We start from the raw sequence: 14,525 nt of genomic DNA, 5'->3' as shown, positions 1-14,525 counted from the left end.
ATTCGATGTCGATTTACTTCTTGAATTGACATCGTGATCAAAAGTAGACTTTTTGAACTACCTCTAAAAACAGGAGATTGCCATACATGAAAAAGCGATACTTGTACCTGCTACTTGCACCAGGTTTTCTGTTCCTGACACTGTTCATGATCATTCCGCTAATCCTTACGGTCGGCTCGACTGTATTCAAGGACGGCGGTTTCTCGATCAGGATTTACACGCAATTTTTCAAAGATGCGTATTTCCTAGATATTCTGGGTACAACCCTGCTTGTCAGCGTCGTGACAACCTTGCTGTGCATTTTGATCGGTTTTCCGGTCGCCTATTATTTATCCAAGCAACCAGCGCGCAGAAAAGGCATTATGCTTGCGTTGGCCATTTTCCCACTACTTACAAGCTCGGTCGTCCGCTCCTTCAGCTGGATGATCATACTCGGTAAGAATGGGTTGGTCAACAATCTGCTGACGTCCATAGGCCTCATTAAGGAGCCGATCAGCATTCTATATACGCCTACAGCGATGATTATCGGACTTGTTCATCTGTTCCTGCCTTTGATTCTAATTACACTGGTTGGCGTGATGGAGTCCATCGATCATGATTTGGTCCAAGCAGCGCAAAGCCTGGGAGCTTCCAAGCTGACCGCTTTCCGTAAGATCATCTTCCCGCTCAGCATTCCGGGATTGATCGTCGGCAGTATCCTGGTCTTTGTCGGCAGTCTGACGGCCTATACGACCCCCGCTCTCCTGGGTGGTAAAAAGCGCGTCGTAGCTACATTCCTGTACCAGAATGCTATTACACTGAACGATTGGCAGGCGGCGTCGGCTATTGCCACCATCATGATGATTATTACCTTTATCGTCATTGGGCTGATGAATAAGGCAGCGGCCAAATTTAAACCGAAGGAGTAGAACTATGAAGAACAAAAATCCTGGGCTTGCCCTTTTTACTTTTATCGTATATTTATTTCTACTCGGGCCGCTTGTGATTATTGCAGTGACCTCCTTTGAGCCAGGAACCGTACTGAAATTCCCGCCAACCGGATTTTCGCTGCGCTGGTATAAGAATATTTTTGAAGTCGATATGTTTATGAGCACCTTCAAAACTTCGATTCTTGTCTCGCTGCTGGGCAATCTGATCGCTATTTTGCTTGGGATCCCTGCGGCTTACGCACTCAATCGCGCATCCTTTAAGGGCAAAGAGACACTGAACGCCTTGTTCCTGTCTCCCCTGCTGATTCCAGGGATCGTACTTGGTTTTACCTTGCTGAAGTACGTCGTGATCACCTTCCATATTCCGGTTTATGCAGCGCTATTGATCGGACATACCGTCATTATGCTGCCATTTATTATCCGCGTCATCGGTTCAAGCCTGGCCGGCTTCGATTTCGCTGTTGAAGAAGCGGCGCTCAGTCTCGGCTCCAGCCGACTGTCCACCTTCTTCAAGGTTGTACTGCCCAACATCAAATCCGGCATTATCGCCTCGGTATTGCTGGCCTTCCTGGAGTCGTTCAACAACGTGGACATTTCATTATTTATGACCGGCCCTGGTGTTAGTACGCTGCCGATTCAAATGCTGACTTACGTGGAGAATTATTTTGACCCGACCATCGCGGCGATCTCGGTGCTGCTGATGCTGATAACTGCAGGATTTATGTTTTTGATCGAAAGACTGCTCGGACTCACCTACTTCACTAAACAATAAATGGAGGCATACATTGATGGATTTATTGCAATTGGAAAACGTATCGGTCGCCTATGATCAGCAATATATTTTGAAGGACTTCAATCTTTCCATCGAGAAAGGCCACCTTATCTCCCTGCTGGGTCCCAGCGGTTGTGGAAAGACAACAACACTCCGGCTAATCGCAGGTTTCCTTGAGGCCACGGACGGCAAGTTCTCCTTTGGCGGTCAAGACTATACCCGCGTTCCGATTAATAAACGCAACTTCGGCTTTGTGTTCCAAAGCTATGCCTTATTCCCGCATATGTCCGTATTCGACAATATTGCCTTTGGCTTGCGGCAGCGCAAGGTCAAGGAGGATGAGATCAAGAAACGGGTCATGAACATGCTGGATGTCGTCAGTCTGGGCGGATTTGAGAAACGCTTCCCTCAGGCGCTCTCCGGCGGGCAAAGACAGCGCGTCGCGATTGCGCGCGCACTCGTTATCGAACCCGACCTGCTGCTGTTCGACGAGCCGCTGTCCAATCTGGATGCTAACCTCAGAGTCAACATGCGCGTTGAGATCCGCCGGATTCAGCAGGAGCTGGGGATTACGACCGTCTATGTGTCGCATGACCAGGAAGAATGCTTCTCCATCTCCGATCGGGTCGCGGTCATGAACAAAGGCATCATCGAACAGCTCGACAAGCCTTCGGTCATCTTCCAATACCCGAAATCGGAGTTCGTTGCCCGCTTTATCGGCTTCAACAACTTCATCGACTTCCAGGAGCGCGAGGATGAAGGCTCATTCCACAGCCTCCGCAGCGGAGATTATCATTTTCATGCCGCCAAAGCACCGGGAATGCCCGTGTCTATGAAAGGAGCAATCCGTCCGGATGATATCATCGCCGGAACGCTCCAAGAAATTCAGACCGGCGATAATGTGTTGACAGGCAAGGTCAAGGTAAGCACTTATCTGGGCCGCAGTTATCAATATGTCGTGGTCACACCACTCGGCGAATTTACCGTGAACAAGGAGATGCAGCAGCCCTATTTGAGCGGGCAAGAAATCCGTCTGTTGTTTCCATCGGAGAAACTCGTACTTATCGAATAACAATAGGGGGAACAGACATGCAAGCAGATTTGCTATTATTACAACCTCATGTTTATAACAGCTATTTTAAGCAGTGGACTCATCAAAATGTGGCTATTAAGGATGGGAGATTCCTATATGTCGGCCCGCGCGGCGAAGATACATTCCAAGCGGAGAAAGTGGTAGATGCCCGCGACCTGTACATGATTCCCGGCTTTGTGGATATCCATTTGCATATCGAGAGCACGATGGTTACGCCGGAATCATTCTCACAAGGTTTGCTGCGCAATGGTGTAACGACCATCGTGCCGGAGCCGCATGAAATGGCCAACGTGTTCGGCCTTGAAGGGGTTCTGGAGATGATTCATGCGAGCCGGAGCTGTACCGTAGATATGTTCTACGCTATTCCAAGCTCCGTGCCAGCTACTTCATTGGAGACGACCGGCGGTTCGATTGAGATCGAAGATATGGATGCCTTGCTGGCTACCGGTGATGTGATCTGCTTAGGCGAAATCATGAACTACGTAGATGTCATTCGCGATCCGGAATGCAAGACCAATCAGATTCTGAAGCATATGCGAGAGCGTTATCCGAATCTGGTCATCGAAGGCCATGTACCGAAGCTGCTCGATCTGGATCTAGCTCGGGTCATCTATGCCGGGGTTGATTCCGATCATACGCATCAAACGGTCGAAGGACTAGAAGCCCGGATTGGCGCGGGCATGTTCATTGAGATTCAGGAGAAATCGATGACCCCTGAGGTGATGGACTATCTCATTCAGCATGACGTATCCGAACATTTCTGCTTCGTTACCGATGATGTGATGGCCGATTCGTTCCGTGAGCACGGTCACTTGAATCAGATCGTACGCAAGGCAATCCAGATGGGTATGGCACCGGAGAAAGCAATCTATGCGGCCACCCTCTCCCCTTCCCGCCGGATGAAGCTGCATGACCGGGGAGCGATCGCGCCAGGCAAAATCGCGGACTTCCAGCTTGTATCCGATCTGGACGAGCTAGCGCTCGAGTCCGTGTACAAGAAAGGCTCGGAAGCTTATTCCGCCTTGGGGCCGGTTACCTCCTTGCAAGCAGCCCCAGCGTACCGTTTCCCGGATCACTTCTACCATAGTGTCAAGCTCCCTGAGCTTACGGAGGCGGACTTCGCGGCTACAGTTGACGTGGAGGACGGCACCTATCGCTGTAGAGTGATGACCGTTGCAGACGGCTCGACATTCACCAAGGAAACTCTGGTTGAATTGACGTCTGAAGGAGGTCTACTCCAATGGGAAAATAGCGGATGCGGAATGATCGCTACCTTCGAACGCTACGGCAAGCACGGCGGCAAAGCATTTGGACTCATAACTGGGGATACAATTAAAAAAGGAGCCGTTGCTACGACCTACTCGCATGATAATCACAATCTGCTGGTGGTTGGCCATAATGTACAGGATATGCTGCTGGCTGCGAATACCGCCATCAAGCAACAGGGCGGCTTCTGCGTCGCGCTGGACGGAGAGATTAAGGCCAACATGCATCTGCCTGTCGGTGGCATTCTAACGGAAGATCCGCTGGATACAGCCGCTGAAGCGGTCAAACAGCTGCGCGAAGCGATGCAATCACTTGGCTATGATCATTATAACCCGATCATGTCGATCGCCACCCACTCCCTGCCAGTCAGCCCTTATCTGAAAATCACAGATCATGGTCTGATTGACGTAAACAGCGGCAAAGTTGTGCCATTGATTGTGGAGAAGATCTAAGGTCAGGGACCTCCAATGTCTAACATCTAACATCTGACATCTGACTTCTGACATCTGCCATCTAACATCCGACGTCTTACCTCTGACCTCTAACGAAACGTGGTATCGTTATTTAGGCTAAAATGAACCTCCAAAAATTGTAACGAAACTGGGGATCGCTATTTTAGTGGAATAGCAGCATAAAGCCCCATTTTCGCCCGAATAACGATATGGAGTTTCGTTAGAATTTATTTGCTACGGTTTTGGAGCAAATAACGATACGGAGTTTCGTTAGAATTTACTAGACTTCTTCGCATGAGCTTGTTCAACAAAAAAGAGCTATCCCCAAGTAGTATTTACTATAGGGATAGCTCCTTTCGATTTCATGCCACATGTAACGGACGCTACAAACGCTTATAAGTGAAAAACAGCCATTTTTCATATTTTAACGGTCATCAGTAACTCTTAATTGCTTCAATTCACACCAAAAGGGGCGATTTTACCAAATAACCTGCTACTATGTCCGCTATAAATCATAATGTCGAAATTTCCCTTCTAAGCGACTGGTATGTCCGTTACAGTTCGGTATCTACTCCTGTGGCGATCTATGAAGTCATTAATTTCTCTCTTAACGCTCGACATGCGCCTTCCCGGCAAGCAACCGCTCGATTTCCGCCGCACTCGGCAAGCCTTCCCAATCCCCGATCGCTTGTATTACCCGGGAACCGATCAGATTTCCGAGACGAACCGCTTCCTCAAGACTGTAATCCTTCAACAGACCGGCCAAAAATCCGGCACAGAAGCCGTCACCCGCCCCTACAGTATCGATCACATGCTCCACCTTATAATAGGGAACTGCAGACAGCTTGCCATTTTCGAGAATGTAAGTCTCATCATCACCGCCCTTAATAATGCTTACCGCAGACAATTCACCAAGCTTGGAAATGATCTCATCCATCGAATCTGTCTCATAGAGCAGCTTCAATTCATCCAGTCCTGGCAAGAAATAATCCGCTTTCATCGCTAGCGGTAGGAGCACCTTTCTAGCCTCTTCCACACTCCATAGCTTCAAGCGCAGATTCGGATCGAAGCTTACCTTGACCCCGTGGCGTCTTGCCATATCCATCGCCGCTGCAGCCGTCTCCGCACAGGACGGACTTAACGCAGGAGTAATCCCAGTAATATGAAGAATCCTCGCCCCGGCGATATATTCCTCATCCAAATGCTCGGGAGTCATCTTGCTGGCCGCCGACAGCTTGCGATAATAGTACACAGAGCTTCTTCCGGCCACATTTTCGCGGACCATAAGCCCAGTCGGAGCTTCTTCTGTGAACGAGGCATGTGATACGTCAACGCCTTCTCCACGGACCATTTTATAGATGCGATGTCCGAATGGATCATCACCAAGACGCCCGCACCAGCCAACGGAATGTCCAAGTCGAGATAATCCGATCGCTACATTCGTCTCGGCTCCGCCAAATGACGGCGTCAGATTAGAAGTGTATTCAAGACCTTTGCCTCCTTCAGCGATCAACAGAGCCATGCTCTCTCCGAAGGTAATCACTTCCGGATGTGAATTGGGGTAATGCATTTCGTCTTCACCATCTCTTTCAATCTGTCTTAATATTGCGCTGCTATTAAATAGACTATTACTTATCTTCTATTATCTCATTCCCGGACAGATTAGACTATGCATATATTAACTTTTTCAAGAAAAATGAACCCAAACACACCTAAAGCGCCAAAAGGGAACTGAAATGCACTCTCCCCTGGCGCTTTATTCGCTTAAAAATTGAACACTCGCTTAAACCTCCAGAATCGAAGGCATAATATGCGGGGTCCGTCCAACCTCTCTGATAAAGAATCTGCGCAACACCCGATTGGTTGTCTTCACCCAGGCATTGCTGTCATATGGCCCTTGTTCGCCTAGCTTCTTCAAGCTTCGCCGCAGTGCCATCTCCGCCCGTCTGAGTAAAGGTCTGGCGTCCTGCATGTATACAAAGCCTCTCGTTACAATATCCGGCCCAGCGAGAATCTGGCGTGTTGCCACATCCACCGTCATGACGACGATGACAATCCCCTCCTGAGCAAGGACTTCTCTCTCTTCTACTAATTCTTCTTCAAAAGTTCGGATCTCGCCATTGCTGACGATGACCTCTCCTGCAGGAATGCTGCGACCGCGCTTGGCGCGATTGCGGTATACCGATAACGTATCTCCGAGATTCATCAGGAACACTTGCTCCTCGTTCATCCCCGTTTGCATTGCTAATTTTTTATGTGCTAACAGCATCCGGTATTCCCCATGAATCGGAATGAAATATTTCGGCTGAATGAATCTCAGCATCAGCTTCAAATCTTCTCGGCATCCGTGTCCTGAAGCATGAATACCGAATACGGAACCATAAATGACATTAGCACCAGCCCGCATCAGCAAATCGATACAGCGATTGATATTCGGGCCATTGCCCGGAATTGGCGATGATGAGAACACAACCGAATCTCCCGGATAAATGGAAACTGAACGATGCGCACCAGAAGCGATCCGACTCAGTGCCGCGTTCGGTTCCCCTTGGCTGCCCGTACAAATAATCAAGATCCGATTGTCTTCATATTTATCAATTTGCTTAATATCGATTAACATTCCATCAGGAACACGGATATATCCCAGATCCTGACCGATCGCAAATACGCGCTCCATGCTTCGTCCAATGACGGCAATTTTGCGGTTGCTCATGATGGCGGCATCGACAACCTGCTGTAGACGGTTCACATTAGAAGCAAACATGGCGAACAGAATTCGGCCATGGCAATTATGGAAGGTCTCAAGAATAGCATTGCCTACACGATGCTCTGAAGGGGTGAAGCCATCCTTCTCACTGTTCGTGCTATCCGCAAGCAGGGCGAGTACACCCTCACTGCCAACACTAGCCATCTTAGCGATATTAGCCGGATGATCCTCCGGCGTGAAATCGAATTTGAAGTCGCCCGTATGGACGACTGCTCCGTATGGAGTATCAACGACAATCCCGAATGCATCCGGGATACTGTGTGTAGTGCGGAAGAAATGAACGGTGAGATGCTTGTAGGCAAATCTGTCATTCTCCTGAAATACATGCAATTCCGTCTGTTCGAGCATTCGATATTCTTCAAGCTTCGCCCGCACCAGTCCGATCGTTAACGGTCCACCGTACACAGGAACCTTCAACTGGCGGAGTACAAAAGGCAGGGCCCCAATATGATCTTCATGTCCGTGCGTCAGAAATAAACCTTTGATTTTATGCTGATTCTTAACTAAATAACTGACATCTGGAATAATATAATCGATTCCCGACAGCTTGGAATCGGGAAATTTCAGCCCAGCGTCGATAATAATGATCTCATTTCTAAATTCAATACCGTACATGTTCTTTCCGATTTCCCCGAGCCCGCCAAGCGAGTATATGCGTACAGGCGGTTGGGAAGGCTTGGAACGCCGGTAATTTTTCACCGGTTTTGGGACAACTTCATTCATTATGTGATTAATCCTCTCTAGAAAAATGCAGACGGGGCTAATTTAATTATACTGAAATATAACCGTAATAAAAAGGTCTTTCTACAATAGTGTATAGGAATCGAGTTTAACCCGTATGGGATAAGGGATTAGGCCATTTTTGAATTAGTTTACTCTACAACAGAAAATAGGACTCTACGAGTCATTTTCGGGTAAAATACGGGTACTAAAATGACCGCCCAGACTCCCCAAGCGGTCTATTTTTCACTTTGCAGACAGGATATCAGCCATCTTGACCCACGACCAGTGCTCATGAAACGATTCTGACAACACCAGCTGGATCTGCTCCAACTCTTGAACATCCAGGACCGGCCTTGTCTTCCTTGTTGCCTCCCGACTTTGACGCTTCATCGCTTCCTTATGCTCGGGCAAGATAAAGCTTCATCTCCATATAAGAACATTTGTTTGTATTCAACACTTGAATAACAACTGTTATCTGCGATAAAATAGGAACATACGTTCTATGAGGGTGATGCTATGCCAATTGACCATACTCCAACAGATATGCAATTAGTAAAGATGTATTTGCTTCTACCCTTAGTCCTAAGCGCGTTTGAGCGTGACAAAAGGATAATTGAACAAAATATAAAGACACCGGGACCATATGTTAACTTTATAGACTCTGCCATGGATCGGGTGACGATAGATCTTAAAGAGGTTCGACGCAAATTCAGGTTGCTTGGGATTAAGGTGTACGAGGAAATACGGATCAAAAACGGGATAGATGCCCGTTATTTATGCCGGGGGTACACTCATGACTATAAGTTGTTGTAGAATTTCATCGCTGCGGAATGTAGCGTATTAATGGAGAAATACATGGGGGCTGATATAAAACAATGACCACTTTGGCCTCAGTGGTCTTTAACAATTTTCAATGATTATTAATTCTTAATACTCACTCACTTCAAATGTTAGAATCCGGTCAAACAGAATATAGTCTTTACGGCTTATAAAAGGTCCTTTATTATTATCATGCTTATCAATCGCATATGAAGCTCTTCCTGATCCCACCTGTTTAGCTTCGTACCATTCTATGAAGTCATTGACCTCTTCCATACTGAGATCATATTCCTTTTCCAATCCTGTTGTCAAAGTCACTACTAAGATAGCTCGGTTGCCGGATGGTTGTTCTGGTGTTGTTGGCTTCTCCGGTTCTTCGGTAGATGGGATAGGTGTATCGATATCTACCAAAGTCCCGTCTACATCAATATCAATAGCATCAAAATCCATTCTTTTTGTTCTATTGGTTATAATGACTTCATGATAGCCGAGCGGCAGGTTTGTTTTTTCATAACATAGAGTTTGGCTAGTGTCAGATGGAGCATATTGTGAAAATGTTTCTTCAACCCCATCAATGGATATTACAATATCTGTACTTCTATTTGATGCCATAGAGTCAATTACTCGTAACTTAGAGCCATAGTATTTAAATTTAATCTTGCCACCTACTGTGTCGGTGTAGACCATGCTTTCCACCGGAGTGCCGAGGTTCATCCTGTCTCTGCCATTTCCCTTCATATTTGATTAAAGTATTGGTACCGCTTCCATCCTACTTCTGGAGCGGTTAGTTGATCACCAACTGTTGCAGCATATGTATTCGTACCTGTAAAAAATAAAAATGCAGCTAAGAATAGTGTAAAAACAAAACTGGTTTTCTTAACATTTTTTCTCTTCATATACGTGTCCTCCTAAACCAAGATTAAACAACCTATATTCTAATCACGAAAAAAATAATTGTCTAAACAATAATTTGCTTAACTATAAAATTACCTATATATTTCTATGTTTTAATTATTCTGCAATTCGGTGGTGGATAGTAAAGAGTACGGCGTTTTTAATGGTCGAAAAATAAAGAAGTCCACCAACCAAATTAAGGTCAGTGGGCTCCTTCACTGGTGCTACCGGATTACATAAACGGAAAATCCGTAACCGTACTTCCAATATATCACAGTTGCCACTCACTAACAATATATTCCACCAATTTACATCAATTCGCCACATTCTCCTAAATTTATCCATAATATCTATATACAAGGAGAAATACGTATGCTATGGTTTTAATAGGGTTGGCCAACCTAGTAGAATATTGGGAGGTTGATAGGAATGAGAAAAAGGAAAGGTTTTAAACTCTCCGTCATCACCTTGCTCACAGTATTTTTATTGGCGATTGGAGCATCATCAGCGTCCGCAGCTGCAGGTTGGGGTGACACATTCGAAACAGCAGAAGTTATGTATCGAGCTAATATTCAGGAAAGTTCCTTTTATAGTGCTACCGTACCTTTAGATGGCTCTTGGGATAGTGACTTTTATGTAGTTGATAACATATGGGGAAGCAGCACCTTTTCTTTTTATGTAATCGCAACTCCGCCCCCTGCATTTGATCTCGTGCTATTTGTATACAAGATGAATGCAAACGACAATATATTGTCTATTGAAGCAATTGATTACAACGGAAAAGGAATTGCTGAATCAGGTGGTTTTGGAATTAACCCAGGGGAGAAAATTTATTTTAGAGTAATGGACAATGGCATAAGTGATTACAGCAAACCTTATACAATTGAATTCAGAAAAACAAGTTAATGTTTTAGGGCTATTTCGAATATGAAATAGCCCTATTATTTATCTAATTGTGATCTTTTACAAGTTATATCCCTGGCCTCCGGGCTTAGTAGGGTTCGAGATAATACCTAAAGTAGCCAGCAGCCCCAGAAACACATCAACGATAGTTAATAATTCTTGCTTCATTACCTCGGTTAAATCGAATGCCCCCGTAAGATGTCCGACGAGTTGGATCAACAACAGCGCCTGAGAAACGATACTAATCCACAAAGCATAGTTACGCCATCTTTTCTTGTTCATTACAGATCCCCTCCATCCTCAATTGTTTTTAACTGTCTCTCAATCTCTCCGATCCGTTGTGTGTTCCCCGCGATCAACTTCAAAAAGTTTCTCCTCATCTTATTAACTACAATGGCCGTCTCTTCTCGCGTAATAGGGGCACCCGGACGTTGCCATCGAAATATCGTTAACTTTCGCTTCGGACCAGTCATCAGCCGCCCATGTGCTCACAACATTAATATCCCGTTCCTGCTTACCTGTCATTTCCTCACCCTTTTCTATTGGCTTGTTCGTATACCATCGTTTCAAATCAGCAATAGTTCCGTCGTATTCATTCAGGTCCACGTTACCGTTAATACCGTTTACTTTACGTGTGCCGCTTGGCAGTACCCCTCCTACCGATCCATCGCTGTACTGCCAGAAGTCCCAGCGTGTCCAACCTGAAGCATCTGCCGGCACTTGAGCGCTGTACCGTGCAATCCATAGTGGATAGCTGCTCCACCAGCAACCTGTATCGCTTTATAAAACACTTGTGCCGCAGCCTTGGCTTGATCCACTGTCGATACCGAGTCGTCCATGTAGTGATATGCTCCGATCAATAGACCAGCAGTCTTTGCCCCTTTGACGTTTTCGAGAAACCGCTTGTCTACACTATTCTGGGTAGCCTTTATAAAAGCGAATGAAATGCCGCTCGCTGCTACCTTCGACCAGTCGATAACTCCATTCCAGTGTGAAACGTCAATCCCTTGCGCATTTCCTTGTTTACGTGCTTGCATGTTAAGCCCCTCCTTGTATCTTGATAGCCGTTATAATAGCCCCGATAACGATCGTAATGACTGACGCCGCTATAGTACGCCATAGCCACTTTTGGGCGTCCTCGATCTTGTCCAAACGATGGTGAGCCGATCGCGCCGAGGATAATGCCTCCACCGCCGTCTCATTAGCTGTGATCGCTCTATCCAGCTTATCGTCCATATTGTCCACCTTCGTCTCAACCCTGGTCAGCCGTTGAAGCACCTCGGTTTGTACGCCATCCATGTGATGCACTTCCTCTCAAATTAAATAGCCCCCGGAGCGGATCCAGGAGCAAAATAAAAAGCACACCAATTAAAGAGTGTGCTTTTTGCGTAGTTTCGTCCAAATATTTACTTGAGTTTGTGAAATATATGTTATACTTTATTCTGTTTATATTGTCTCTGAAAGGATGCTAACAATGCTTAATAGGAGTATAACTTATAGACCAGATATCGATGGTCTACGAGCAATTGCTGTACTGAGTGTTATGCTATTTCACTTAGGATTTACCTTTATTCCCGGTGGTTTTGTTGGCGTAGATATTTTCTTTGTTATATCTGGCTACCTGATATCTAAGATCATTTATACTGAAACAGAGAACAAAACATTTTCCATCACAAACTTTTATGTTCGTCGTGCAAGAAGAATTCTTCCTGCGCATGCATCTGTATTTGTATTATCTTCTGTTTTTGCTGTTTGGCTGCTTTATCCATCTGAATTGGTTTCTTATGCTAAGTCAGCTTTGGCATCTGCTTTATTTTCAGCAAATATATACTTTTTCGAAGCGATTAATTACTTCTCACCATCTGCCAACGAAATTCCCTTGCTTCATTTGTGGTCTCTCGGTGTAGAAGAACAATTTTATATTGTTTTCCCCTTAATCGCAATTTTGTTCGCGGGTCGACGAATTTTCAGCAAAGTCGTTGCAGCATTATTAATCACCTCCTTAATAGCTTCAATTTGGATGTTGACAAAAGATCCTTCGGCGGCTTTTTATTTACTGCCGTTTCGCGCTTTTGAAATGCTTATAGGGTGTTACCTGTCACTGCCTAAAAAACTACCAACCAATAAAAATGTGTATAACATTTCTTTCATTGTTGGACTAGCTTGTATCTTTTGTTCAATATTATTTTATAAAGAAAGCATGAGATTCCCTGGTATCGCTGCCCTTTTACCATCTCTCGGCTCTGCCTTTGTTATTTTTGGCGGGCTTGATCATAACAAATTATCAAAATTGCTACTTGGTAATAAGGTTCTTGTTTTTATAGGAAAAATCTCGTATTCACTATACCTTATTCATTGGCCTGTAATTGTTTTCGGTCGAAGAATCTTCCCGCTTGCAGACTTTTACATATTTTCTTTTTCTGCTTTGGCCATTTCTCTTATTTTGGCGTATTTAAATTATATTTTTATTGAGCAACGTTTCCGTCATGCCAAACTGAACCTAAAACCAATCAAAGTTTTAGGTATTGCCCTATCGGTTATCTGTGTCATGGTGTTTTCTTCAGGATTTGTTATTTATAAATCTGGATTCCAGTCAACACTTGATGAAAGGACGGAGAAGGTACTATCATATTTGCAATATGACTTTAAATCAGCATACCTTTCGAGAACATGCTTCCTTGATCCAGATCAAGACCCGGATGATGTTGATTTGTCAAAATGCCTTCCAGATGGGAACGGACGCAAGGCCATTCTTTGGGGAGACAGCCACGCGATACAATTTTATTCTGGTTTCAAGGAGACGTTAGAGTCTCGAGGTTACAATCTTGGAGTGATAACAGCGTCTGCGTGTCCGCCAATTATAGGAGTAGACGTTGCCGCTCGACCTATGTGCAAAAAATTCAATGACACGGCTTTTCCCCTTATTGCCAAGGAAAAGCCTGATATTTTAATTATGTCTGCGAGTTGGAACATTGAAGAATCTAATATGGATTTACTAGATAACACTTTAAAAGAGGTTAATAAACTCGGCATAAAAAAAGTCATCCTTTTGGGAGAGTCACCTTTATACAAGCAAAGTGTTCCTATATTGGTTGCAGATAGATTGAAAACAGCAAACAATGACATGACAGCTAGTGACGAACTTGAAAAAGGATTCTTGGACATCTCCGAAACCATTATGTCTAAGCGGTTTGCAAATAGGGATGACGTAGAATACATCTCCGTAATGAATGTAGTTTGTCCGGATTATAAATGTCCTCTTACCGCTCCAGATGAAGCGCCAGTTCATTTTGACATCGCCCATCTTACTGAATCTGGAGCAAGACTATTTGCAAAAATACTTACGCCACTAATATTAGATTAAAGCAATAACGGGCCTGGATTGGCCCGTTATATTTTTTTGATCTTGTAAGGTGTGGTGTGAATAATTATTGCACCGTCAACGCTCCGACATCTGTACGTCCCATTATTAAGCCAGTTGACAAAGGCAGATGCTGCCCCTGTTTGGTTAAGGTTTCCACCGGCATTGTTGGATAAGTTTGCACCGACTACAATATTGCGGTCGGTGATAACAAAGGAGCACAATTCCTGTAGCTTTCATTGATTAATCCTCCCTGTACTCGCGCTAAGATAAGTTACTTGTGCAGCTTCCCCAGACGGGTCAGTCTTCAGCACTGAATTACGTTGACGCGGCTTAGGTGTATCTTCAACTGTAGCTCTCCGAATGCCCAAATCACAGCACTGGCCGATCTGATTAATAACTCTTCCGCCGACCAGTCCGGACAAGCGACGCTTGGTGCTCCTCTCTGGCCTTATCATCATCGAGGGAGAGGTTATTCCAGAGCTCGGTAAGCCAGATAAATCAATAGGCAAATCAAGCACTTTGCTCATTTTTATCACCGCCAAT

The 14,525-nt window shown here is 45.1% G+C and carries 17 protein-coding genes; 7 read left to right on the top strand and 10 right to left on the bottom strand.

The annotated features are described in order from the left end of the window. Positions 1–86 precede the first annotated feature (86 nt). From EI981_RS07830 to EI981_RS07815, 4 genes are read left to right on the top strand one after another with little or no spacing between them, the layout of a single operon-like run. Complete coding sequence (locus tag EI981_RS07830) at positions 87–908, top strand: ABC transporter permease (protein ID WP_126996982.1); 822 nt, start codon at positions 87–89, stop codon at positions 906–908. Positions 909–912: 4 nt separating this feature from the next. Continuing rightward, complete coding sequence (locus tag EI981_RS07825; RefSeq protein WP_126996980.1) at positions 913–1,701, top strand: ABC transporter permease; 789 nt, start codon at positions 913–915, stop codon at positions 1,699–1,701. A 16-nt stretch (positions 1,702–1,717) separates the two neighbouring features. Beyond that, the gene (locus EI981_RS07820) at positions 1,718–2,773 is read left to right on the top strand and encodes an ABC transporter ATP-binding protein (protein ID WP_126996978.1); all 1,056 of its coding nucleotides are present in this window, start codon (positions 1,718–1,720) and stop codon (positions 2,771–2,773) included. A gap of 17 nt (positions 2,774–2,790) precedes the next feature. Beyond that, positions 2,791–4,512 (top strand): adenine deaminase C-terminal domain-containing protein, encoded by a 1,722-nt coding sequence (locus tag EI981_RS07815; protein WP_126996976.1) that lies wholly within the window; start codon positions 2,791–2,793, stop codon positions 4,510–4,512. A gap of 607 nt (positions 4,513–5,119) precedes the next feature. Here the strand turns inward: EI981_RS07815 and EI981_RS07810 are convergent. From EI981_RS07810 to EI981_RS07800, 3 genes are all read right to left on the bottom strand, one after another. Beyond that, positions 5,120–6,082 carry a sugar kinase gene (locus EI981_RS07810; protein WP_126996974.1) on the bottom strand — a complete coding sequence of 321 codons (963 nt, stop codon included), beginning with the start codon at positions 6,080–6,082 and terminating at the stop codon, positions 5,120–5,122. Between the two features lie 213 nt (positions 6,083–6,295). Then, complete coding sequence (locus tag EI981_RS07805; protein WP_126996972.1) at positions 6,296–8,002, bottom strand: ribonuclease J; 1,707 nt, start codon at positions 8,000–8,002, stop codon at positions 6,296–6,298. Between the two features lie 243 nt (positions 8,003–8,245). Continuing rightward, positions 8,246–8,392, bottom strand: a complete 147-nt coding sequence (locus EI981_RS07800) for a YolD-like family protein (protein WP_162616130.1) — start codon at positions 8,390–8,392, stop codon at positions 8,246–8,248. A gap of 126 nt (positions 8,393–8,518) precedes the next feature. Here EI981_RS07800 and EI981_RS30320 point away from each other — a divergent pair, with 126 nt between their 5' ends. After that, positions 8,519–8,815: a YhjD family protein gene (locus EI981_RS30320; RefSeq protein WP_472795099.1), complete on the top strand. Its 297-nt coding sequence runs from the start codon at positions 8,519–8,521 to the stop codon at positions 8,813–8,815. 114 nt (positions 8,816–8,929) lie between these two features. Here the strand turns inward: EI981_RS30320 and EI981_RS07795 are convergent, their stop codons facing one another. Next, on the bottom strand, positions 8,930–9,559 hold the full coding sequence (locus tag EI981_RS07795) for a bacterial surface protein (RefSeq protein ID WP_227011762.1): 630 nt from the start codon (positions 9,557–9,559) through the stop codon (positions 8,930–8,932). Continuing rightward, entirely contained in the window at positions 9,556–9,717 is a 162-nt protein-coding gene (locus tag EI981_RS29490; RefSeq protein WP_227011761.1) for a hypothetical protein, read from the bottom strand. Before EI981_RS29490 ends, EI981_RS07795 begins: the two co-directional genes overlap by 4 nt. Before the next feature lie 427 nt (positions 9,718–10,144). Here EI981_RS29490 and EI981_RS07790 point away from each other — a divergent pair, with 427 nt between their 5' ends. Beyond that, complete coding sequence (locus EI981_RS07790) at positions 10,145–10,621, top strand: hypothetical protein (protein ID WP_126996968.1); 477 nt, start codon at positions 10,145–10,147, stop codon at positions 10,619–10,621. Positions 10,622–10,678: 57 nt separating this feature from the next. Here EI981_RS07790 and EI981_RS07785 read toward each other — a convergent pair whose 3' ends face one another. The 4 genes from EI981_RS07785 to EI981_RS07775 form a co-directional block, all read right to left on the bottom strand. Further along, entirely contained in the window at positions 10,679–10,900 is a 222-nt protein-coding gene (locus EI981_RS07785) for a phage holin (protein WP_126996966.1), read from the bottom strand. 102 nt (positions 10,901–11,002) lie between these two features. Further along, positions 11,003–11,338 carry a hypothetical protein gene (locus tag EI981_RS29485; protein WP_237172648.1) on the bottom strand — a complete coding sequence of 112 codons (336 nt, stop codon included), beginning with the start codon at positions 11,336–11,338 and terminating at the stop codon, positions 11,003–11,005. Beyond that, the gene (locus tag EI981_RS29480) at positions 11,275–11,655 is read right to left on the bottom strand and encodes a glycoside hydrolase family 25 protein (RefSeq protein WP_227011760.1); all 381 of its coding nucleotides are present in this window, start codon (positions 11,653–11,655) and stop codon (positions 11,275–11,277) included. The genes EI981_RS29485 and EI981_RS29480 overlap by 64 nt, the downstream gene beginning before the upstream one ends. 1 nt (position 11,656) lies before the next feature. Further along, the gene (locus EI981_RS07775) at positions 11,657–11,917 is read right to left on the bottom strand and encodes a hemolysin XhlA family protein (RefSeq protein WP_126996964.1); all 261 of its coding nucleotides are present in this window, start codon (positions 11,915–11,917) and stop codon (positions 11,657–11,659) included. 175 nt (positions 11,918–12,092) lie between these two features. On the opposite strand from EI981_RS07775, the gene EI981_RS07770 reads away from it, so the two are divergent. Beyond that, positions 12,093–13,982, top strand: coding sequence for an acyltransferase family protein (locus EI981_RS07770; protein ID WP_227011759.1), 1,890 nt, complete (start codon positions 12,093–12,095; stop codon positions 13,980–13,982). Between the two features lie 233 nt (positions 13,983–14,215). On the opposite strand, the gene EI981_RS07765 is transcribed toward EI981_RS07770, so the two are convergent. After that, positions 14,216–14,509 carry a hypothetical protein gene (locus tag EI981_RS07765; protein WP_126996962.1) on the bottom strand — a complete coding sequence of 98 codons (294 nt, stop codon included), beginning with the start codon at positions 14,507–14,509 and terminating at the stop codon, positions 14,216–14,218. Positions 14,510–14,525 lie beyond the last annotated feature (16 nt).

Source organism: Paenibacillus lutimineralis (assembly GCF_003991425.1).
Lineage (GTDB): Bacteria > Bacillota > Bacilli > Paenibacillales > Paenibacillaceae > Fontibacillus > Fontibacillus lutimineralis.
This window is presented reverse-complemented; position numbering and strand designations above follow the sequence as displayed.